We start from the raw sequence: 21,029 nt of genomic DNA, 5'->3' as shown, positions 1-21,029 counted from the left end.
TTCATCCCCTTATACTTACTGCAGTTAAAACGCGCCGGATCCGCCGCCTCCTCCGCCCGTTCCGCCCCCGGCACTGCTGCCGCCGTCGCTGCTTGGTGTGTTGGCTGACACATTCGTCGACGCCTGGCCGAATGAACCTGTCAGGAAGAGCGGATTGTAGACAGCGCCGCCATAATATGCACTTTCGTGGTGTGACTCTTGATATCCGTCGCTGTGATGTGTCTTTTTATTTTGATTTAGCCGTTTCTGGGCACTTGCGAAATCTTCATAGTACGCTTCGAGTTCCGGATGCTGAACACCCACCCCGTAGATGAGGACGCGGAATCGGTCATCAATGGATAAACTGTCCCACTTCTTGGTATCCAGTTCCTTCATCCACTGCTCTACCCGTTCCCATTCTTTAGCCAACAGAGTGCCTTCAAAATTATATGCATTGTAAAACAAAGCGAAAGCCAGTGCCCCTGCAGATAAAAGGATCGCTGTAATCAGCAGCATATACAGTTCGTAGTATATGAAAAAGACAGACATTCCAATCCCTGCAACACCGATCATGCTTAAAATTACACGCTCTTTTGTTGTCTGTTCCCGCACATCATACTGTTTTAGTTCAGCTTTCAATAAGTCTTTCCACATGACAAACTTGCTGTTGAAAGCTTCGTAATTCTTCTTCTTTTTCGTATAACCTTCCAGTTCTTTCAAGGTAAATCGTTGATCTTTGCCGATTTGGAAGAATAATAATTGGATTAATTGTTTCTCATGGTCGAGCTGGACATTCGCATCGGTCAGCTCAAACTCTTCATCTGATAACTGCCGCACATGTCCTTTCCTTACTAAATCCAGCAATGCAGCCGACATCAGTTCAATCGATGCCGTGCCTCTTTTGAAAAGAAGGACCGCGGGCATACTCATTTCGCTGACCGGCACATAAAAGCCATCCGAATCGATCTGATACATCGCTTCTTGAACGTATTTTTTTCTCCGCGCGTTTGCAAAGAAACCTATCAGCAGCACGCCGATTGCTCCTGCGGCCATAACGGCGCCGCCGACAGCACCGGTCTTTTGCTGATTCGAAATGAACCGCGCGCGTTCTGCAGCCTGCCGTTGCTGCTCCGCAATAACTTCAGGACGGATTTTTCCGATGCCCTCAGTCATCGCGGGAAATAAGGACGGTTCGTAGATCACCCGAATATCGCCGTTGTCTCCTGCGCTGACTTCTCCAAGAGAAAACACCACTGTCCCATCCTGCTTCAGCTCTCCGCTCTCTTTTGCACTGTCATAGCCTATAAACAGCACATCCGATGCTTTGGCAGGCGGTACAACCGTAATCGTCAAATCGCCGTAATCTGTTTCATTGCGGCGATCGAAAAACGGCCAGTAGAATTGCACGCCGTCCTGGTACTTTTCCAGTCCGTCTGTAATCGTGTACTGTAAATCAAAGGTAACTACTTCATTCTTACCCTTTCTATGTACACGATATTCTGCCAGTTGTTTCTCGACTGCCAGCTCTTCACCTTTTTCATAAGCTGTAAACTGTTCAATGGACGCCCCCTCTTTCGGCTGGATTTCCCGAATGATACCATTAAATTCACTTTCAAAATCATACGTATGCTGCTCTTTTACATGAACAGTGCCATCTGGCTCCAATTGTGCGCTGATTTTTACATCCGGTATGCTGAAATCGACCGCACCTGCTGTCGGCGGCAGGAAAAGAAAGGCCAGCAGCACGACAGGCAGCAGTTTCCACTTCATAAAAATCACCTCTTATCATGAGTATACGATAAGAGGTGATTTTTGGTTTCACTTATTTACAGAATCTTGGAAATCCCTTGGTATCATTTCCCTGCCGGACGTTATAACTTCATCACCCGGTAAACGTAATAACCCATTGAACCGAACAGCAAGGCAAGGATTGTGATGAAAATCGGCGTGTTCAATGAATCGGTCCGCATTAATCCAATATCGACTGTCTGCCAGATCAAAAAAATGAACAACAATACTGAGAGATTTTTTACAACGTTCATGAAGAGCACACCATAACGATATTGAATTTCCATAGTATCGGGCCGCAAATTTAAGTAATTATACATATGCGGATACTTCTCCAGCGCAGTCATCCCTGCCCACATGACGGCCGCAATAAACGGCAGCAATAATAATTCCATTCTCGAACCGTAACGGTCTGCTTCTCCGTCCGGACCGAAATGAGTTGGGATTCGGTCCGGTAATTGACCCCACTGCAATACCAAGTAGACGAGAGCAGCAGCGAATAAAGCGATAACCAGCACATCAAACGCTTTCGCAACAGCAGGCTTCTCAATGTCCAGCTTCGGTTTTTCCATCTGCATATTCCCGTCACCTCACTTATGAATCTGTTGCGCTAGTCATTTCAAAAACATCGAATACGTTCTGCTGGATATTCAGCGACATGATCTTGCCTTTTTTCTCGTAGAAATGAATGGAACCTCTGCGTTCCTCTGGCATTTCCATCCAGCCCCATTCTTCTATCGTACGCAAATAATGCTCTGGAGGATTGCCGTCAGCGTCGCCGATTCCTTTCAGCTTATATTTTGCTGATTTGGATATCTCCCCTACGCAATCTTCCGGTTTTACTTCGTACGCTTCTTTTGGGACAGGAAAGCCCTGATTGATGATCGCCATCCGGTAGCCGTCTTCCGCACTGTACACATTCGAGCAGCCCGTCACCAGAAAAGCAGATGCCAATACCAGCAGCGCAAGCAACTGTTTCATAGTCATTACCTCCCGTTTCACCGTATGATTACTTCAAGCGTACTAGGAAATATTGTCATTGTCACCCGACTTTTCTGTGACGGTTTATCGTAATTTCTCCATGATCACCACTTTTAAATAATTAAATTCCGGATAGTCCCGCGGCGTGCGGAAATCTCTCGGCAGCGTAGATTCTTCCAGCACTTTATAGCGGATATTCATCTCTTTGAACGCCTGTTCAATGAAGCCTTTGAACTTCTTCATGCTGAAGCTCGCGTTGTTCGTCGATGCCACGATAATTCCGTTCTTCTCGGTAACAGCAATCGCTTCTTTCATCAGCATCGGATAATCTTTTGCTGTACTGAAGGTGTATTTCTTGGAACGCGCAAAGCTTGGCGGATCAAGTATGACCAATCCAAACTTCATGTCATGGCGCTTCGCATAACGGAAGTAATCGAAGACATCCATTACTTTAATGTCCTGCTGTTCATAATCAATGCCGTTAACGCTGAACTGTTCAATCGTCTTTGCGACACTGCGCTTCGCCAAATCCACACTCGTCGTCTTCGCCGCGCCGCCCAATGCAGCCGCCACTGAAAATGCGCCCGTGTACGAGAATGTGTTCAGCACTTCACGGCCTTCTGAATAATTATCCCGAATCGTTTCACGGACGTCCCGCTGATCCAGGAATATCCCCGTCATCGCCCCGTCATTCAAATCAACCGCGAAGCTCATACCGTTCTCTTTAATAATAATCGGGAAATCACCAGGTGTTCCTTTCACGTAATCATCCTGCTCCACGTACTGCCCTTTTGAATCAAAGCGCTTCTTTTCATAAATTGCTTTGTATTCCGTACGCTTTTCAAGCACATTATAGACATGGTGACGGAACGCATAAATACCTTCACTGTACCAGCTGATCAGATAATAGCCGTCAAAATAATCGATGGTGAAACCGCCGATGCCGTCACCTTCTCCGTTAAACAAACGAAAAGCTGTCGTATCAGGATCTTCCATATACGCATTTCGGCGCTCAAACGCAGCCGACATTTTCTGATCAAAGAAATCAAAATCAATCTCTTCATTTTCATTGGCAGTCAGCACCCAGCCGATGCCTTTATTTTGAATTCCATAATAGCCTGTAGCCAAAAATTTATGATAGCGGTCCGTCAGACGAATCAAATCGCCTTCCTTCGCCCGGATTTCACCTGTCATTACGGAATCCTTTAAAATTAACGGATATCCCTTCTTTAAAGCCACTGTACCTTGTGCATTTAACTGTATTTCAACTAATTTACTCATATCGTCATCCTTAAAGTGTATTTTCTCTATTATCGCATGCTTGGACTCAAAGAGAAAGTGACATCATCATCTAATCCAGGCTTGCTGTTTATTGCAATCCGCAGACAGCTCACGCTACACTGGCAGAAACAACTGACAAAATAGGAGGAGTTCCATGAACATTATTCCACTAGGCATCTGGGGCGGCTATCCGAAAGCAAACAGCGCCACCTCATCTTTTCTGATCGAACACGACGGGTTTCATTGCCTGTTTGACTGCGGCAGCGGTGTGTTGTCATCCCTGCAAAACTATATCGCACTGGAACAGCTTGACGCCGTCGTGATCAGCCATTACCACGCAGACCACATTGCAGACATCGGCAGTCTCCAGTTCAGCCGGATCATCCAATATTACCTTGGACAGCCGTCACCTGCCTTGCCAATATACGGGCATAAGCAGGACAAAGAACAGTTTGCCAAGCTGACTTACAAAGAACAGACGCAAGGAATTGAAATTCAAGAACATAGTTCAGTTCAAATCGGGCCATTTACTGTGACATTCTGTCCTACTGTTCATCCCGTTTACTGCCTTGCAGTGAAATTCACAGTGAACGGCAAGTCCGCCGTCTTCACCGCAGATACCGAATGGTCCGATCAACTAGTCACATTCGCACAACACGCAGACATCCTGTTCAGCGAAGCGAATCTATACGAAGAACATCTTGGCAAATCGCCCGGACATCTTGCAGGCAGTGAGGCAGGAACTTTAGCACAACAGGCCAGTGTCACACAGCTTGTCCTCACTCACTTGCCGCATCACGGTGACGTCAGTGATATCTTGTATGAAGCGAAGAAGAAATTTAGTGGACCCGCAGAGATTGCGGAAGTCGGAAAGAAATATGAATTACTGTAATCTCACGGCTTTTGGCACATGCTGCCAGACTTTATATCACTCCCCGCAAAAAAGCGACCTCTGCCAATTCCGCAAAGGTCGCATTATTTCTTATAAATACACAATTACTGCCAAAATCACGGCCAGTATAATACGATAGATCGCAAACGGCATCAGCTTGACTTTCGAGATCAGCTTCAAGAAGAAACGAATCGAAATCAATGCGAAGATAAACGCACTCAAAAAGCCGACTGCGTAAAAGCCGATATCATCCATCGACATATACTCCCAGTTCTTTAATACCGACACTAGGCTCGCGCCCATCATAATCGGCACTGCCATAATAAATGTGAAATCCGCGGCCGTCCGGTGATTCATCCCGAACAGTACACCGCCTGAAATCGTTGCACCTGAACGGGAAAAGCCTGGCCACAGTGATAAACACTGCACTAGTCCGACGGTGAACGCCTGTCTGTATGTAATTTGGTCCAGCGTCTCTACACGCGGCTGCTTCGGTCCGAATTTATCAGCCGCAATCATCAGCAGCGCACCTGCAACGAGCGCAATAATAACCGTTTCCACGCCGAATAAATAATCATCAATCAAATCCTTGAACGCAAATCCGAAAATGACTGCAGGCAACATCCCCACGATGACGTGCAGCAAATTAAAACGTTCGCTCACTTTTACACCGCTGTCCACTTTATATAAGCCGACGAGACTGAACAATCGTTTCCAAAACACGACGACGACAGCCAAAATGGATCCGAGCTGGATAACAATCTTGAATGTAATCGCAGGATACTTTCCGAGGAACTCTTCCGTCTTCAGCCACATATCGTCGACAATAATTAAGTGACCTGTTGAGGATACAGGCGCGAATTCCGTCATTCCTTCTACAAATCCTAAAATCAGCGCTTTAATTAAATCAAATAATTCCATATGACTCTCTTTCCGCGAAGGCTTCCCTTCTGCTATTCTATTTTCTTATCCCAGACTACCATGACGCATGCAGCAGTGGATAAGTTTCCGGCAAAATTTCTTTATCCACATGTGCATACATTATTTTTTTGCATACACTTGATTACTTATGCACATAGTGCGTGGATAGATTGTGGAAAAGTCCATAATTTCTGACTATTCGTGCATATATTTCATTTTATCCACAATACAGCATGTATCTATTACTATGTCCTGCTCTCTATCACTATGACTGTCAGTCCGTTAATTTATTCTGAAATGCATAAATAACCGCCTGTGTGCGGTCCTGGACTTCGAGTTTGGATAATAGATTACTGACATGCGTCTTCACAGTTTTCAGCGCGATAAACAGTTCATCTGCTATTTCCTGATTGGATTTCCCCTTTGCCAATAATAACAGCACTTCCAGCTCGCGGTCAGTTAACTCTTCATGCAGGGCATGTGTATCTCCGGCGCGCATTTTCGTCATCATTTTCGACGTCACTTCTGGTTCAAGCACTGTTTGACCCTGCATTGTATCTCTGATCGCATCAGCCACGCGCTTTGCATTGGACGTCTTCAAAATATAACTGACTGCTCCGGCCTCCAGCGCAGGATACAGTTTATCATCATCAAGGAAACTGGTGACGATGATCACCTTTGCTTCCGGCCACTTCGCAATAATGGCCGCCGTCGCCTCGGCACCGTTCATGACCGGCATGACCATATCCATCAGGATAATATCAGGACGCAGCTCCAGCGCTTTCTCCACAGCAATCTGTCCGTTTTCCGCTTCCCCGATTACCTCGATGTCAGGCTGCATCTGTAAATACGTCGACACACCAATCCGCACCATTTCATGGTCATCCACTAATAATACTCGAATCATCCGCCAGCTCCCCTTTCAGAATCGGCAATTTCACTTCCACAATGGTTCCTTGGGAAGGCACCGATACAATCTTACAGCTTCCGCCAATCTCAATCGCACGTTCCTGTACATTTTGCAGGCCGTATGAGCCGCCTTTTCCGTCATCCTGTTTAAACCCGACTCCATTGTCCTGCACGCGCAAAATAGCGAGTCCAGCCCGTTCAATCAATAACACTTCCACTTCCGTTGCTTGCGCATGCCGAAGTGTATTTGATAACGTTTCCTGTGCGATTCGGAATAAATGATCTTCTGCACCTTTGGATAACTCGATATCTTCTAACCGGTGCGTAATGTCAAACGTCACTTTTTCCTGTAATTCCTGAAGCAGCTCTTCCAGCCCCTGTGCAAGTGTCTTATTATGTAGTGCAGCTGGGCGTAAATGAAGGAGCAGCGCCCGCATCTCAAGCTGGGCCTGCTGAACCATTTTTTCCACTTGCAGCAGCGGCTTATGAATAGAGTCTTCATCCGACTGTTCTACGAGCGCTGACAAAAGCATCGAAGCCGCGAATAGCTGCTGGGATACCGAATCATGCAGCTCTCTCGCCAATCGCTGACGTTCTTGGACGATTCGTTCTTGAATAATTTTATCCTGTGTTTCGACCCTTTCATCAGTAATCCGCCGCAAACTGCTCCTCTGTGCTTCCAACACTTCATACAACTGTTCAATCGAGCGATTCATTTTTTTCTTCATCTTATGGGAATGCGTAAATTGCTGCTTGGCATAGAGATCTTCCAGCTTCCCGATAATCACATTCTCTTTCATCCTGCTGTGCAGGCTGATCCAGCTTGCGAGCCCTAGGCTGATGATGAAAATCGTCGTGAACAGCCAGGCGAGCAGCGGCATATCTGCAGCTTCCGTATTAAACAGCAATCCGCGATATTCTTCAAGCGGCACATTGATAAAGAAATAGAAAAAGATGGCGATGATCACGCTGAACATCAGCGTCAACAAGATGGTGCGCCCTATGATTGCTTTCATTTTCTGCGCACCTCCACATCGCCGATCCATGTAAATAACGTAATGATCAATTCAGGATCATTCGGCCGTTTCGTTCCATAGCCATCCTGTTCCTGCACAGACTCATTAAATAATTGCTGTGTGTCATTCTCTAACATCTTCGCCTCACCGTACAATGTCGCATAATGAATCCTGACCGGAATATCATACGGCACTTCTATTGTAATTCTTCCAAAGATTTGACGAATCGAAATCGTAGAAGCACCTTTAGGCAAAACTGTATCCGTCACATCGACATGTACATCACCGAAAAACCCCTGCAAGTGCACATCTTCCCACTCATACGTTGAGAACGGGGTAGATTGGACGGAAAATAGACGATTCCTCCATAAACCTTGTGACCGTCTTTTCCTCGGCTTTGTCAAATCACCAAAGACTTCATTGGCCGGTGTGCCCCTCCATAATTTCAGGATAATGTACAGTACAATCACCAGGATCAGCAGCCGTACGCTCCATAATGTCAAAAGTGCAATGACGATGAAGACAATTCCCGCAATCGCTGTCCATTTCTCCCGCTTTCGATAGCCATAATCAAGGCATCCCCAACCGAGAAGGAGGAAAATAAAATTACCATTTGAAAATAACAAGGATTCGACAAACGCTATTGCCAGCAAACCCAGAACATATACAGAGACTTTAGAAGAATCCATCTTTGCCATTTCATTCTCTCCCTTCCCGGCAGAGGAAGCGCATAGCTCCCTCCTATAGTTTACACAATATCCTGAGATTTTGCGTTAGATTTCTCCAATGAATCAAGACGCTGCTCCATGGAAGAGTGAGACTGCGCTCTTCCCGTGCTGCCGCCAAGGTCTTCAATGAACGAATGCAAGTCATCAAGCGATGAGATTGTGCTGTCCGGCTTCACGAAACGATCCATTTTTTCCTTTGCGCGCATGACGTTTTCTTTGCCCATCAGCTGCAGCTGACGGACCCGCATATCCTTCACGCGGTGCTTCATTTCTTCAAATTTCCGTTCTAATGACAGCAATTCCTGCACAGCATCCTGAATACTCGCTGACAATCGGGCCACCCGTCCTTCATACGCTTCCACTTCCTGTTGCGCAAACGCGATCAGCTCCGCTTCACCCGTTGCTTCAGCCAATTCCAGCTGACGTCGGCGTTTCATCGCCATCAAATCTGCGTCTTGCCGTTCATTTTCCAGCTCTTCTTTCAGGCGTCCTTGACGCTCAAGCAATTTCCCGATTTCTGCCGTTTGCTTTTGTGCGTCTAAGAAATATTGATTCAATAACGCAAGCGGATTCTCTTTCTTTTGCGGCTTGTCCAGCAGCGTGCTCAAATCTTCCTGTACAGTATATTTTAATCGATGCCAAAATGCGTTCATTATTCATCTCTCCTTTATTTTGTCAATTCATTCCACTGGCGTTCAAAATTCGTAAACGGGTCATCTGATGTTACGTCCGGATTCACATTGCGGTCATTCCACTGGCGCCATACATAATAGACCCCGATCAGTGCGATAATTCCAATGAATGCACCGATGTTTGAAATAGAGCCAATCAGACTGATGATCAATACAGCCATCCAAAATACTTTCGCGAACATCGAATAACTCTTTCTCCAATAATGGAAACTGACGAGCGCAATCGCACCTGTTATGGCCAGCGCGATAATTGAACCCAGATTTACTACCAATGCCAAACCTGCTATGATGCCCAGCAGGAATAATCCAAATTTCTTCATGTTGATGTCCTCCCTTCATTTGTAACTTTAGTTTATAATGAATTTCTGTTTTCTCCGACGGTCCCATAGCGGATTTCTAACTCAGACTTAAGGCTGAGCGTGATGCAAGACTTGCAATGGCGCGGTTTATTGGATGATTGGGGAGGTGCATTTTTCTGCACATAAAAAAACAGCCAGATATATTCTGACTGTTCAGCTTTACTTATTTACTTTCATTAGGCCGTCTATTAAGCCTGCGTGCATGCCTTCATGCCAGGTTAGAAATTGCAGAACTTCATCGACAGTTTCCATCGTGATCAGTTTGCCGATAGACAGCGGCGGGTCCAGCCGATATGCCAATTGTTCTTCAGTCAGCTGCGAGATTCGTTTGCCCTGATCTTTCAATGCGGCAATCAGCTCTTCTTCCGCCGGCGGAATACCGGGCCATGAAGAGGGGCTTGTACCCGATGAAAAGAATTCTGCCCACTCCGCCTTGGCGACTGGGTAGTCATTCATTGCACGGCTCAGAAAATCTTCTGCAGACTCATAAATATGCCCCGCGTTCCATCGCACCGTATTGGAAAACCCTTCTGGCTGTGCGTCCCACATATGTTCGTCTGCCCGTTTGAGACGGCTTAACGTATAGCCTCTTGCCATGGAGAATTGTTGCTGCGCACCCATTCTTTCCACCCTTTCATCAGTTAATCTAAAAACAGCCTCGCGCTATGGGCGGGCTGACTTACGACTGAGAATCATCATTCTTTTTGATATTCTTGTGTTCATTCCACTGGTCGTGCGCTTCGCGGTTGTATTCGCGGTTATATGCTTCCTGATCTCCATACGGGAATTGCTCGCCCGGTGTCAGATCATGATAATTTTGGCTTGGTGATTTATTTTGACTGTAAGCAGAAGGTTTATGTTCCCCTGTATCGTCCTGTGCATTTTCCCTGAACTCCACACTTGAATCAGAATCCGCCGGATCAGCAAGCGGTAATTCGTCAGGTACTACTACACCTTCGACTGTATCGGTCTGCTCATCGATTTCCATTACTTTTGGCGTCAGATCCTTTTTGTTTGGATACTTCCCGTCAACAATTGTCATATTCCATTCCTCCCTTTCATGCTGTCATTAAAGAGACTGCACTCCCTATACATACCCTTATTCGTCAAAAACAAAACCGATTCCTCTAAAATGTCAAAAAATAACGCGAAACAGGAATTTTATCCCATAACGCGTTATATCTATTTAGTCACCCGCGATGTCTATTACTACTTTAAATAAATCACCGTCCACCTCGACTTCCATTTTGCCGCCATGCAGTTCTACAATAGACTGTGCGATAGCCAGACCAAGGCCGGAGCCTTCCGTCTGCCTTGATTCATCGCCTCGCTTGAAACGCTCAAATAATTCATCGGTATTGTCACCCAGCTCGTACTTCGCCACATTCTTCAGGATTATCCGTGCGTTCGGGCCAATCTGCTGAAGGTTGAGGTACACTCTTGTGCCGGGCAATGCATACTTCCATACATTGATGAGCAAATTATCAAGGACGCGCCACCACTTCTGACCGTCCACTTGCGCAAAGACGGGTGCTTCCGGTAAAGTTGCGCGAACATGCAAGTCCCGCTCCGCAAACTCTTCTGCATGTTCCGCTAACGCTTGCTGCATCAGCTGATTCAAATCGACACGCTGTTTCACCATTTCCAAATTACCGCTTGCCATCTTCGACACTTCAAACAAATCTTCGATAAGTGTTTTCAAACGCTGGGATTTCTGATCCAGAATGCCGACATACTTTGCCCGTTCTTCTGCAGACAGGGTTTCATCTTTCAATAAATCGGTATACGTGATAATAGAAGTGAGCGGTGTCCGCAAATCATGACTGACATTTGTGATGAGTTCCGTCTTCAATCGTTCACTTTTCGCTTGTTCATTGATCGATACACGGACGCCTTCACGCAAATTATTTAAGTTCGCTGCGTGTTTTGCAAGCGGGGATTTTCCCCTTACCGGTATCTCCTGCGTCAGGTGGCCTGCTGCCATATCATTTGTAGCGGCCAGAATTCTGTTCAGGTACGCTGCCTTCTTGACCAATAGAAATAATGCAGGCAACGCCACGAACAGTACACAAAACACATAAATAAGCATCAGTGCGGAATCATAAAGGGCGCCTGCAAAGCCTATGCCTGCCAGAAAAAATATGACCAGCAATACAAGCAATTGCACACCGATTGTCCGATTGTCAAATAGCCCCTTAACATCGCGCACAAATTGCACTGCAAAGCTTTCACGCCATGCGTTTTCCCATTGACTGGTCTTCTTGTAAAGCTCGACTACATGTACTGTTTGAAATGCCAGCAATGCTGTTAACAGAACGCCGAACAGAAAGAAACTGACGACCATATTACCGGCTGCTCCTAAAGTCAGATAAGTGAATTGGTTTAACACTCTATGAACCGCAGATTGTATATAGGTGGCCAAGACAAACCCCGTCAATAGGACGAGAGCGATTCTCACATCCACTTTCCATCGTGAATAGACAGTAGAAAATCTAACATTCAAGACCCACTCTTTCCGGAACTTTATGACGGTCAATAATGCTGCCAATGCAAGGGCACCCGCAATCCACAGCGCATAGAGCATGTATTTCCCGCGGATAAAAGCGTCATTCTCCTGCGCAAGCGCGCCAATGGTTGCCGCGTCTGACGGGATTATGATGGTGCCCTTAAAATATTCAGGCGGATTGCTGATACTCGCTTCCCCGTCGAATGACGTTTCTTCATCCATTGAATAGTCAGAATAGCCGTTGTCATAGACTGCGGAGTCAGCCTTAAAATAACCGCGGGCGTCGTCAAAGACTTCCCGGTATAGCGCCGCTTTCTCATTATTACCTTTAGTAAAGCGTTCTCCTGTTTCCGTGTTAACCAAGTCATAGGAGATCGGCAAATTCATATCCAGGTTATTTTTCGTTTCTTTTATAAAGCGCGCCAGATTTGCAGCTTTTTCTGACCGAATTTTATCTTCTACATAACTGTCGCTTTCAAAGTTCTTTTGTATGTCTTCAATTTTCATATTTCGCTCTTTGACGAGCGCCAGCAGCAAAGTTTCATTTTCGCTGTCTTTTGCCTCTGTAATCCGGTCCGCATATTGTTGCTGGATATTGTCCAGCTGCTCAGTCAGCGTGCCGTAACGCTCCCGGTGCTCCGCAATTTCACCCGGAAAAACACGCAGTTCTTCGGCTTTTTCCAAATCAAGCGGATTCAGTACGGCTGCTGACAGATTGTCGTATGTTTGTTGCACTCTGTATTTAAAGTCACGCTGGTCTGTAAATGACTTGCCGACAAGCTGTGGTGCATAATGAATGACGGATGGCAGTGCAATTAACACAAGCGTTACGAGCGCTGACCAGACGGCGAGTTTTATCTGTTTATTCATCACACAGCTCCTCCCCTGATGATTCTCCCGAAGTAATCGGCAGCAAAGCTCAGCCGTTCCCATCCACTGACGAAAAGGTCGACCGCAAAAGATGCGCAATATGCGAGACTGCCCAGTGCGAGCGCAATCGCAATGAGCGATAGGAAAAGTCCGTTTCTATTTCTCGATTTTGTAGCCAACGCCCCACACCACCTTCACATATCGGGGATTTTTAGGATCCGCCTCAATTTTCTCCCGGATTTTCCGGATGTGCACCGCCACAATATTTTCTGCGTTATAGGCTTCTTCATTCCATACGCGTTCATAAATTTCATTAATAGAAAATACGCGGCCAGGATGTTTCATCAACAGTTCTGTGATTTTAAATTCAATCGGAGTCAGCCGGACCGGTGTCCCATCCACCGTCAGCTCTTTTTCTTCTTCATTCAGAACGAGCCCGTTGACTTCAATGATTTTCTGTCCTTCATATGTCCCAAGCTGCACATACCTGCGAAGCTGCGACTTTACCCGCGCCATCAGTTCAAGCGGATGAAACGGTTTCGTCACATAATCGTCCGCGCCGACCGACAGCCCGTGAATTTTATCTGAATCCTCCACTTTTGCACTCAACATGATGATTGGGATATTTTGCAGTTCCCGTATTTTGAATGTCGCCGTGATCCCATCCATATTTGGCATCATAATATCTAAAATCAATAAATGGATATCATGGGACGTCAATAACTCCAATGCTTCTTGACCATCTTTCGCTTTCAGCACATGATATCCTTCATTTTTCAAATAAATCTCAATTCCTTCACGAATTTCCTTATCGTCATCCGCAACTAGAACAGTAAACTCTTTCATATTCTTCACCCCGCCTCGTCAATAACTACATTCTATCACCCAACTCTTAACAAAGTTTGAGGATAAATCTGAAGAAATTCTTAAGAAGCTGCTGGACGAATCCTCCGCGCTCAATACAGCGCCGCAGCCGCTCAAATCATCCCGGAACCGCTCATACATAACCTGGAGGCGATCATAGCTGTCCTGCAACCGATCTTATTTCCAATGAAGCGATCATAGCACCTTCGCTAGCGCTCATACCCGGCGTATATTCTCCAATAAAAAAGCCACACTTCCATAATGGAGGTGACATTCATGCCGAATAAAAAGAAAAACAAACAAAATGAAAAAATGCGCGAAGAGTACGGATACGGCTATGATCTGAGTCCGGATGATTTTGATGTAATCGGACAAAATGATGCAGCGAAGAAGCATAATGCGAACTCGAAGAAGGATAAGAATAATGCGCAAGCAGATGGTGACTATCCTGTTAATCCTTCCTAAAACGGTGAATAGATTGGCACTCTGTACATATAGGGTGTTATTTCAAGTCACTTCGGATTATATTCGGCCGAAAAAAAGAGCAGCCGGCGCGGCTGCTCTTTTTCTATACATAATTTACATTCGGCACCCCGCACTTCTGCATGAAAAGCAGACAGTATGGAATAATTGAACTTACAGGTCCTGATAAGCCCGCTGGTGCTTGCCGCCATCCTTTACTTCTGCATGATAAAGCGCTTTTAAGGCAAAGCTCTTCTCAAGTTCATGCTCTTTCATGATAGCTTTCAATTGTCTGTTTAACTCGGGGCTCTGCTTAACGAGCTGAAGCATTTTAGGTTGTGAATATTGCATGATAATCTCCTCCTCATTTCTATCGTTTCTATAGTATAGCACGGCTTCACTTTCTGCGTTTCCGCCCAAGAATAACCCTCGGATGATAGAAAACTTTGTTTTAATATAACACGGATGACCCAATAACCTTTTAAAATTACGCTTTTCATTTGTAAGACATCCATAAAAAAGTTATACTACTTTTTATGTTTATCTAATCAACAAACGGGTACTGTAAAGTGTATATGTGCAATTTTTCGCTAATTGGCTAACTGCAGCAAAAGAATCTATATCCAAAATAAGGGGGATTTATGAGAAAAGTTTCAATAACATTTTATATAACGCTCGCCGCTGTCATCATCGCGGTCGGGTACGGCGTGATTGCGCCTGATCATTTTGAGAATGTCACATCTATCATAAAAGATTTCATTTCAAATTCTTTCGGCTGGTATTATTTACTGACCGTCTCTATACTGTTTTTCATTTCAGTATTTTTGATATTCAGCCCTATTGGCCGAATTCGCTTAGGAAAAGATAAGGACCGCCCGCAATTTTCAATGCTGTCATGGCTTGCCATGCTGTTTTCCGCCGGTATGGGAATTGGACTTGTGTTCTACGGAGCAGCAGAACCGCTCTCGCATTATGCTGTAGATCCAGCGACGACGGCTCCAGAGACTAAAGCTGCTTATAAAGAAGCCATGCGCGAAACGTTTTTCCACTGGGGATTCCATGCGTGGGCTATTTACGGCATGACGGCTTTGGTTCTTGCATACTTCCAGTTCCGTAAAGGGCAGCCCGGTCTTATTTCTGCTACACTCCGTCCGATTTTCGGCGATCGTGTAGACGGAAAACTGGGCACAGTGATAGACATATTTTCAATTTTTGCTACCGTTTTCGGTGTAGCAACATCGCTTGGATTTGGAGCTGTTCAGATTAACGCCGGATTGAACTATTTATTTGGTGTCCCGATCGGCTTCTGGTCACAGTTTGTCATTATTGCGATTGTAACAGTACTGTTTTTGATTTCCGCATGGAGCGGACTTGGTAAAGGAATCAAAATTTTATCCAATACGAATATGGTTCTGGCGCTGGCACTGTTAATTTTCGTCATTGCGCTGGGCCCCACACTATTGATATTCAATATGTTTACTGATTCTATTGGAGGTTACTTGGAACATCTGATCCGTATGAGCTTCCGTACTGCGCCATTGACGCCGGAAAACCGTTCATGGCTGAATGACTGGACGTTATTCTATTGGTCTTGGTGGATCGCCTGGGCGCCATTTGTCGGTATGTTCATTGCCCGCGTATCAAAAGGCCGGACCATTCGGGAGTTCATGATCGGGGTGCTGGTTGTGCCTACCGTATTGAGCGCAATTTGGTTCTCCGCGTTTGGAACGACGGCGATTGAAACACAGAAGGCCGGTATTATCGATCTGGCTTCCAGCGCAGCCGAGCTGACGATTTTTGAAATGTTCAGCGGTTTGCCCTGGTCATTTGTCATTTCAGTAATTGCGGTTTTGCTGATCATTTCGTTTTTCATCACATCAGCAGACTCCGCCACGTTTGTACTTGGCATGCAGTCGTCTCACGGCTCATTGACGCCGCCAAATAATTTGAAGATTATCTGGGGAGTCATTCAATCTTCCATCGCGATCATTTTATTGTACGTAGGCGGATTGAATGCACTGCAAAACGTCATTATTATCGCTGCCTTGCCATTCTCAATCATACTTATTATGATGGTCACCTCACTGCTAAAATCGTTGAAAGAAGAGCGAAAACGAATACACAGACCGTAAAAAAAGGAGCATCCCCGCTTATGCGAGGGTGCTCCTTTTCTATGTTAGTTTACTGCCTTTTCAATGGCTTGTTTCAAATCTGCAATGATATCGTCAGGCGATTCCAATCCGACAGATAAGCGGATTAATTCTTCGCTGACTCCGGAATTTTTCAAGTCTTCTGCAGACAGCTGCTGATGGGTAGTAGAAGCAGGATGAATGATTAACGATTTTGCATCCCCTACGTTCGCGACATGAGACCAGATTTCCACGTTATCGATGACTTGTCTTCCTGCATCGCGGCCGCCTTTGATGCCAAAAATGATGATCGAACCGTAGCCATTCTTCAAGTGCTTATTCGCCAGTTCTGCTGTCGGATGGTCTTCAAGCCCTGTATATGTCACCCATTCTACTGCCGGATGATCTTTCAGGAACGCAGCAACCTTTTGCGCATTTTCATTGTGGCGCGGCACACGCAAGTGAAGCGTCTCCAGTCCTTGCAGCAAGTTAAATGCACTGTCAGGCGCGAGACATGGGCCGAAGTCTCTCAGCAATTGCACACGCAGCTTTGTCGCGAATGCAGCTGCCGCAGTATCGATTCCGTAGCGCAGGCCATGATAGGATTCATCTGGCTCCGTGAAGCCTGGGAACTTCCCTTGCGTCCAGTCAAATTTCCCTGCATCGACCGCCACGCCGCCGATTGTTGTACCATGTCCGCCAATCCATTTCGTTGCCGAGTGGATGACTACGTCCGCCCCGTACTCTATTGGATTGGATCCATAAGGAGAGGGGAACGTATTATCCACAAGCAATGGAATTCCGTGCTCATGCGCGATGTTCGCAACCGCTTCTACATCGAGGACCTGCAGGCTCGGGTTACCGATCGTTTCTGCGAACAACGCTTTCGTTTTATCTGTAATGGCTGCTTCAAAATTCTTCGGATCCGATGAATCTACAAACTTCACTGTAATACCATAACGCGGTAATGTGACAACGAATAAATTGTATGTACCTCCGTACAGATTGCTTGCTGCAACGATTTCATCGCCTGCTCCTGCAATATTCATAATGGAAAAAGCAATCGCCGCCATTCCCGAAGACAGCGCCACTGCTGCCGTTCCGCCTTCAAGCTGTGCCACACGCTCTTCAAATACCGCCACTGTCGGATTAGTGATACGCGTATAAATATTGCCCGCCTCTTTCAGAGCAAATAAATTCTGTGCATGTTCCGTGTCTTTGAATACATAAGAGGTCGTACGATGAATCGGCAAAGCACGTGAGCCTGTGTCAGGATCCGGCTTCTGTCCTCCATGTAATAATATCGTTTCCGGCTGTAAATTCGTCATAACCATTCCCCTTTTTCATGTATTGATGGAACACCGAAAAGCGTAAGAGGGCGTTTAGCTGCGGCAGGCGTTGGAGGTCTGAACTCAAAGGAGCGCTCTTCTCCTTTGCAGTCAGTCCGAAACGCCCCGAGCAGCTGCCCTCTGAAGCTGGACACTGAAAAGCGTAAGAGGGCATCCAGCTGCGGCAGGCGTTGGAAGGCGCGCGCAGCACTCCCGGGTATACAAAAAGCCCTTCTTCCGTAATAAGAAGAGGGCTATGCTTTCGCTCATTTCTCCTTATCTTCCAAACTGCTGGGAGTTTGTAGGAAGTAGCACCTTTGCTTTCGCCGGTTGCCGGGCATCATAGGGCCTAATCCCTCCGCCGCTCTTGATAAGAGTACGTCTATTCGTTTTCCATCTTGAAAAATAGTATAAAGCTATTCGGATGCTATTGCAAGGAACTATTGATGGAATGTTTAGAAAGTAGCGTTATTTTCTTTAGACCAGTGACAAGGCGAGTTATGCTGTTCTTTGTTTCCTGGGGAAGTGTTCTGCCGGGGGTAGTTTGTTTTTGCACTGGTTTGGGTCGTTGCTCGACTGTTTGTTGGGGTTTGCAGTTAGTGAGTGTCCACTTTTTGGACCCGCGCAGGCACGTGGGGGATTGCCTTTCGTCATGAGCCAGCTGGCGATAGAACGCGCCAGTTGTCTCATGACTTCGGCCGACCCCGCAGTTGTGCCTGCGCTGCTGAGTGGAAGCAAGCCAGGTTGTTGTTTAAAAGAGAAGAAATGCATTGACTCGTTGCCGACTGGTGTTTGCTTTGGCAAATGAAGTGTCATATTCTGCTTCCCCTAACTGAACGAAGGCGCCTTACAAGCGGTAGGCGAAGTGATGAGACAGCCAGGCGGTCTTCCTGTCTGGCTCATTGCGTAGCCATCCGCCAGCGCCGCAGTGAGTTCAATGCCGTTCTGTCTCTAGTTTTGTGGTCGTAGCTCGATCGGTTGTCGGGGATTGAAGTCAGCAAGTGTCTGCTCTTAGGACCCGCGCAGGCACGTGGGGGATTGCCTTACGTCATGAGCCAGCTGGCGAAGTGCGTGCCAGTTGTCTCCTGACTTCGGCCGACCCCGCAGTTGTACCTGCGCTGCTGTGTGGGAGCAAGCCAGGTTACTTTTTTATAAGAGAAGAAGTGCAGTGACTGGTTGCCGACTGGCGTATGCTTTGGCAAAAGACGTGTCATATTCTGCTTCCCCCTCACTGAACGGTGGCGCTTTACAAGCGGTAGGCGTAGCGATGAGCCAGACAGGCGATCTTCCTGTCTGGCTCATTGCGTAGCCATCCGCCAGCGCTGCAGTGAGTTCAATGCCGTTCTGTCTCTGGTTTTGTGGTCGTAGCTCGATCGGTTGTCGGGGATTGAAGTCAGCAAGTGTCTGCTCTTAGGACCCGCGCAGGCACGTGGGGGATTGCCTTTCGTCATGAGCCAGCTGGCGATAGTGCGTGCCAGTTGTCTCATGACTTCGGCCGACCCTGCAGTTGTGCCTGCGCTGCTGAGTGGAGGCAAACCGAGTACTCTTTTAAAAGAGAAGAAGTGCAGTGACTACTAGACGACTAGCGTATGCTTTGGCAAATGACGTGTCATGTTTTGCTTCCCCCTAACTAAACGAAGGCGCCTTACAAGCGGTCGGCGAAGTGATGAGACAGCCAGGCGATCTTCCTGTCTGGCTCATTGCGTAGCCATCCGCAAGCGCCGCAGTGGGTACAATGCCGTTCTGTCTCTGTTTTGGGATCGTAGCTCGACTCGTTGTCGTGGATTGAAGTTAGTAAGTGTCCGCTCTTAGGACCCGCGCAGGCACGTGGGGGATTGCCTTTCGTCATGAGCCAGCTGGCAAAAAGCGCGCCAACTGGCTCATGACTTCGGCCGACCCCGCAGTTGTGCCTGCACTGCTTAGTGGAAGCAAACTAAGTACTCTTTTAAAAGAGAAGAAGTTCAGCGACTACTAGATGACTGATGTACGCTTTGGCAAAAGACGTGGCATTTTTCGCTTTCTCCTAACTAAACGTAGGCGCCTTACAAGCGGTAGGCGTAGCGATGAGACTGACAGGCGCACTTCCTGTCTGGCTCATTGCGGAAGCCATCCGCAAGCGCCGCAGTGACTTCAATGACGTTCCCCTTCTTCTGCTACAAAGATGGCAACTGGTGTAACCCAGTTATGATGCACAAAAACCAAAACCGCCTGCACAGCATTTGCCCATCACCTTTCCAAAACCAGAAGCCAAAGTGATTCCCCCTAACTAAACGGAGGCGCCTTACAAGCGGTCGGCGAAGTGATGAGACTGACAGGATGCCCTTCCCTGTCTGGCTCATTGCGTAGCCATCCGCCAGCGCCGCAGTGACTTCAATGACGTCTTGCTTCTCTTATAACAATGACGGCAACTGCTGTAATCCAGTTATTACGCACAAAAAGAAAAGCACCGGAGCAGGGGTGTTGTCCCATGCTCCGGCGCTCGCACTTTCATTATAAGCCCTACTAAAAGATATCCCACCAAATCTTCACAGCAGAAATAACAATCAACACTGCGAGGATGCTTTGCAGTACTTTCGTGTTAACTTTGCGGCTCGCTTTCACACCGATTGGAGCAGCGATGACACTGGCGGCGATCATCACTAGCGCGGGACCATACGGCACCTGCCCCGTGAACAGCTTCCCGCTGGCAGACCCGACTGATGACAGCAGCGTAATGGCCAGTGACGTGGCAATTGTGACGCGCGTCGGGATCTTTAAGATCACCAGCATGACCGGCACCATAATGAAAGCCCCGCCAGCCCCGACAATTCCTGCCGCGAGACCAACAATGAACGCCGCACCGGAAGCGACCAAACGATTAAATATAATATCTTCAATCGGTATATCATCAAGCCCCTTTTTCGGAACAAACATCATGATTGCCGCCATTACCGCGAGAACACCGTAGACGATATTCACGGCAGCTTCCGATAACAGACTGGAACCTAATCCTCCGAGCGCACTGCCGGCCAGGACGCTGATTCCCATATACAGAACGAGCGGTTTCAAAATCAGATTGCTTTTCCGGTATGCCCAGACGCCCGAAAGCGAAGCGAAGAATACTTCCACTGCAGTGATCCCCGATACCTCGTGCGGTGTAAATGCGGTGAATCCCAACAGCGCCGGGATAAACAGCAGCATGGGGTACTTGACTATTGCGCCGCCGATTCCCATCATGCCTGAAAGAAACGAGCCGACGAATCCGATGAGGAAGATGGTGATAATAAATGAAATAGTCATGATGTCCTCCCTTCTCCCTTATGAAAGAGGGAGGTAATCATTCCC

21 protein-coding genes and 1 riboswitch are annotated in these 21,029 nt (G+C 46.9%); of the genes, 3 read left to right on the top strand and 18 right to left on the bottom strand.

Going from position 1 to position 21,029, the window contains the following annotated elements; genetic code table 11:
* Positions 1-24: 24 nt before the first annotated feature.
* The 4 genes from SporoP37_RS10740 to SporoP37_RS10725 form a co-directional block, all read right to left on the bottom strand.
* Positions 25-1,749: a DUF2207 domain-containing protein gene (locus tag SporoP37_RS10740; RefSeq protein WP_085430920.1), complete on the bottom strand. Its 1,725-nt coding sequence runs from the start codon at positions 1,747-1,749 to the stop codon at positions 25-27.
* A 101-nt stretch (positions 1,750-1,850) separates the two neighbouring features.
* On the bottom strand, positions 1,851-2,345 hold the full coding sequence (locus SporoP37_RS10735; RefSeq protein ID WP_081243637.1) for a DUF1648 domain-containing protein: 495 nt from the start codon (positions 2,343-2,345) through the stop codon (positions 1,851-1,853).
* Positions 2,346-2,361: 16 nt separating this feature from the next.
* Complete coding sequence (locus SporoP37_RS10730) at positions 2,362-2,748, bottom strand: hypothetical protein (RefSeq protein WP_085430919.1); 387 nt, start codon at positions 2,746-2,748, stop codon at positions 2,362-2,364.
* Between the two features lie 84 nt (positions 2,749-2,832).
* Positions 2,833-4,029, bottom strand: coding sequence for a class I SAM-dependent rRNA methyltransferase (locus SporoP37_RS10725; protein WP_085430918.1), 1,197 nt, complete (start codon positions 4,027-4,029; stop codon positions 2,833-2,835).
* A gap of 154 nt (positions 4,030-4,183) precedes the next feature.
* Between SporoP37_RS10725 and SporoP37_RS10720 the strand changes: the two genes are divergently transcribed.
* Positions 4,184-4,921 (top strand): MBL fold metallo-hydrolase, encoded by a 738-nt coding sequence (locus SporoP37_RS10720; RefSeq protein ID WP_085430917.1) that lies wholly within the window; start codon positions 4,184-4,186, stop codon positions 4,919-4,921.
* Positions 4,922-5,011: 90 nt separating this feature from the next.
* Here SporoP37_RS10720 and SporoP37_RS10715 read toward each other — a convergent pair whose 3' ends face one another.
* From SporoP37_RS10715 to SporoP37_RS10670, 10 genes are all read right to left on the bottom strand, one after another.
* Complete coding sequence (locus SporoP37_RS10715) at positions 5,012-5,842, bottom strand: undecaprenyl-diphosphate phosphatase (RefSeq protein ID WP_085430916.1); 831 nt, start codon at positions 5,840-5,842, stop codon at positions 5,012-5,014.
* Between the two features lie 274 nt (positions 5,843-6,116).
* Entirely contained in the window at positions 6,117-6,749 is a 633-nt protein-coding gene (locus tag SporoP37_RS10710; RefSeq protein ID WP_081243632.1) for a response regulator, read from the bottom strand.
* Positions 6,724-7,767, bottom strand: coding sequence for a sensor histidine kinase (locus SporoP37_RS10705; RefSeq protein ID WP_085430915.1), 1,044 nt, complete (start codon positions 7,765-7,767; stop codon positions 6,724-6,726). Before SporoP37_RS10705 ends, SporoP37_RS10710 begins: the two co-directional genes overlap by 26 nt.
* Positions 7,764-8,465, bottom strand: coding sequence for a cell wall-active antibiotics response protein LiaF (gene liaF, locus SporoP37_RS10700; protein WP_085430914.1), 702 nt, complete (start codon positions 8,463-8,465; stop codon positions 7,764-7,766). The genes SporoP37_RS10705 and liaF overlap by 4 nt, the downstream gene beginning before the upstream one ends.
* Before the next feature lie 50 nt (positions 8,466-8,515).
* Positions 8,516-9,148, bottom strand: a complete 633-nt coding sequence (locus tag SporoP37_RS10695; protein WP_081243629.1) for a PspA/IM30 family protein — start codon at positions 9,146-9,148, stop codon at positions 8,516-8,518.
* 14 nt (positions 9,149-9,162) lie between these two features.
* Complete coding sequence (locus SporoP37_RS10690) at positions 9,163-9,507, bottom strand: lmo0954 family membrane protein (RefSeq protein ID WP_081243628.1); 345 nt, start codon at positions 9,505-9,507, stop codon at positions 9,163-9,165.
* A 198-nt stretch (positions 9,508-9,705) separates the two neighbouring features.
* Positions 9,706-10,143, bottom strand: coding sequence for a DinB family protein (locus SporoP37_RS10685; RefSeq protein ID WP_198160018.1), 438 nt, complete (start codon positions 10,141-10,143; stop codon positions 9,706-9,708).
* An 82-nt stretch (positions 10,144-10,225) separates the two neighbouring features.
* Positions 10,226-10,588, bottom strand: a complete 363-nt coding sequence (locus SporoP37_RS10680; RefSeq protein WP_085430913.1) for a hypothetical protein — start codon at positions 10,586-10,588, stop codon at positions 10,226-10,228.
* 144 nt (positions 10,589-10,732) lie between these two features.
* Positions 10,733-12,922 (bottom strand): sensor histidine kinase, encoded by a 2,190-nt coding sequence (locus tag SporoP37_RS10675; RefSeq protein WP_158233636.1) that lies wholly within the window; start codon positions 12,920-12,922, stop codon positions 10,733-10,735.
* Between the two features lie 156 nt (positions 12,923-13,078).
* Positions 13,079-13,768: a response regulator transcription factor gene (locus SporoP37_RS10670; protein ID WP_081243624.1), complete on the bottom strand. Its 690-nt coding sequence runs from the start codon at positions 13,766-13,768 to the stop codon at positions 13,079-13,081.
* A 294-nt stretch (positions 13,769-14,062) separates the two neighbouring features.
* On the opposite strand from SporoP37_RS10670, the gene SporoP37_RS10665 reads away from it, so the two are divergent.
* Positions 14,063-14,251, top strand: coding sequence for a hypothetical protein (locus tag SporoP37_RS10665; RefSeq protein WP_085430911.1), 189 nt, complete (start codon positions 14,063-14,065; stop codon positions 14,249-14,251).
* A gap of 171 nt (positions 14,252-14,422) precedes the next feature.
* Here SporoP37_RS10665 and SporoP37_RS17300 read toward each other — a convergent pair whose 3' ends face one another.
* Positions 14,423-14,599: a hypothetical protein gene (locus SporoP37_RS17300; RefSeq protein ID WP_099662767.1), complete on the bottom strand. Its 177-nt coding sequence runs from the start codon at positions 14,597-14,599 to the stop codon at positions 14,423-14,425.
* Between the two features lie 290 nt (positions 14,600-14,889).
* Between SporoP37_RS17300 and SporoP37_RS10660 the strand changes: the two genes are divergently transcribed.
* Positions 14,890-16,380 carry a glycine betaine uptake BCCT transporter gene (locus SporoP37_RS10660; protein ID WP_085430910.1) on the top strand — a complete coding sequence of 497 codons (1,491 nt, stop codon included), beginning with the start codon at positions 14,890-14,892 and terminating at the stop codon, positions 16,378-16,380.
* 44 nt (positions 16,381-16,424) lie between these two features.
* Here SporoP37_RS10660 and SporoP37_RS10655 read toward each other — a convergent pair whose 3' ends face one another.
* The 3 genes from SporoP37_RS10655 to SporoP37_RS10645 all read right to left on the bottom strand — a co-directional run bounded on the left by SporoP37_RS10655 (position 16,425) and on the right by SporoP37_RS10645 (position 20,984).
* The gene (locus SporoP37_RS10655) at positions 16,425-17,705 is read right to left on the bottom strand and encodes an O-acetylhomoserine aminocarboxypropyltransferase/cysteine synthase family protein (protein ID WP_081243621.1); all 1,281 of its coding nucleotides are present in this window, start codon (positions 17,703-17,705) and stop codon (positions 16,425-16,427) included.
* A 273-nt stretch (positions 17,706-17,978) separates the two neighbouring features.
* Positions 17,979-18,082, bottom strand: a riboswitch (SAM riboswitch).
* 666 nt (positions 18,083-18,748) lie between these two features.
* The gene (locus SporoP37_RS16950) at positions 18,749-18,919 is read right to left on the bottom strand and encodes a hypothetical protein (protein ID WP_155961332.1); all 171 of its coding nucleotides are present in this window, start codon (positions 18,917-18,919) and stop codon (positions 18,749-18,751) included.
* A 1,288-nt stretch (positions 18,920-20,207) separates the two neighbouring features.
* On the bottom strand, positions 20,208-20,984 hold the full coding sequence (locus SporoP37_RS10645; protein WP_085430909.1) for a sulfite exporter TauE/SafE family protein: 777 nt from the start codon (positions 20,982-20,984) through the stop codon (positions 20,208-20,210).
* Positions 20,985-21,029 lie beyond the last annotated feature (45 nt).

The organism is Sporosarcina sp. P37 (assembly GCF_002109365.1).
GTDB lineage: Bacteria > Bacillota > Bacilli > Bacillales_A > Planococcaceae > Sporosarcina.
Note: the sequence above shows the minus strand (reverse complement) of the source record. Positions and strands in the feature narration are given on the sequence as shown.

Coding starts and splice junctions, on each gene's coding strand:
- SporoP37_RS10740 (WP_085430920.1), bottom strand. CDS start 1,749: ATGAAGTGGAAACTGCTGCCTGTCGTGCTGCTGGCCTTTCTTTTCCTG.
- SporoP37_RS10725 (WP_085430918.1), bottom strand. CDS start 4,029: ATGAGTAAATTAGTTGAAATACAGTTAAATGCACAAGGTACAGTGGCT.
- SporoP37_RS16950 (WP_155961332.1), bottom strand. CDS start 18,919: ATGACACGTCTTTTGCCAAAGCATACGCCAGTCGGCAACCAGTCACTG.
- SporoP37_RS10655 (WP_081243621.1), bottom strand. CDS start 17,705: ATGACGAATTTACAGCCGGAAACGATATTATTACATGGAGGACAGAAG.
- SporoP37_RS10715 (WP_085430916.1), bottom strand. CDS start 5,842: ATGGAATTATTTGATTTAATTAAAGCGCTGATTTTAGGATTTGTAGAA.
- SporoP37_RS10695 (WP_081243629.1), bottom strand. CDS start 9,148: ATGAACGCATTTTGGCATCGATTAAAATATACTGTACAGGAAGATTTG.
- SporoP37_RS10670 (WP_081243624.1), bottom strand. CDS start 13,768: ATGAAAGAGTTTACTGTTCTAGTTGCGGATGACGATAAGGAAATTCGT.
- SporoP37_RS10645 (WP_085430909.1), bottom strand. CDS start 20,984: ATGACTATTTCATTTATTATCACCATCTTCCTCATCGGATTCGTCGGC.
- SporoP37_RS10685 (WP_198160018.1), bottom strand. CDS start 10,143: ATGGCAAGAGGCTATACGTTAAGCCGTCTCAAACGGGCAGACGAACAT.
- liaF (WP_085430914.1), bottom strand. CDS start 8,465: ATGGCAAAGATGGATTCTTCTAAAGTCTCTGTATATGTTCTGGGTTTG.
- SporoP37_RS10680 (WP_085430913.1), bottom strand. CDS start 10,588: ATGACAATTGTTGACGGGAAGTATCCAAACAAAAAGGATCTGACGCCA.
- SporoP37_RS17300 (WP_099662767.1), bottom strand. CDS start 14,599: ATGCAATATTCACAACCTAAAATGCTTCAGCTCGTTAAGCAGAGCCCC.
- SporoP37_RS10720 (WP_085430917.1), top strand. CDS start 4,184: ATGAACATTATTCCACTAGGCATCTGGGGCGGCTATCCGAAAGCAAAC.
- SporoP37_RS10665 (WP_085430911.1), top strand. CDS start 14,063: ATGCCGAATAAAAAGAAAAACAAACAAAATGAAAAAATGCGCGAAGAG.
- SporoP37_RS10690 (WP_081243628.1), bottom strand. CDS start 9,507: ATGAAGAAATTTGGATTATTCCTGCTGGGCATCATAGCAGGTTTGGCA.
- SporoP37_RS10675 (WP_158233636.1), bottom strand. CDS start 12,922: ATGAATAAACAGATAAAACTCGCCGTCTGGTCAGCGCTCGTAACGCTT.
- SporoP37_RS10660 (WP_085430910.1), top strand. CDS start 14,890: ATGAGAAAAGTTTCAATAACATTTTATATAACGCTCGCCGCTGTCATC.
- SporoP37_RS10710 (WP_081243632.1), bottom strand. CDS start 6,749: ATGATTCGAGTATTATTAGTGGATGACCATGAAATGGTGCGGATTGGT.
- SporoP37_RS10730 (WP_085430919.1), bottom strand. CDS start 2,748: ATGAAACAGTTGCTTGCGCTGCTGGTATTGGCATCTGCTTTTCTGGTG.
- SporoP37_RS10705 (WP_085430915.1), bottom strand. CDS start 7,767: ATGAAAGCAATCATAGGGCGCACCATCTTGTTGACGCTGATGTTCAGC.
- SporoP37_RS10735 (WP_081243637.1), bottom strand. CDS start 2,345: ATGCAGATGGAAAAACCGAAGCTGGACATTGAGAAGCCTGCTGTTGCG.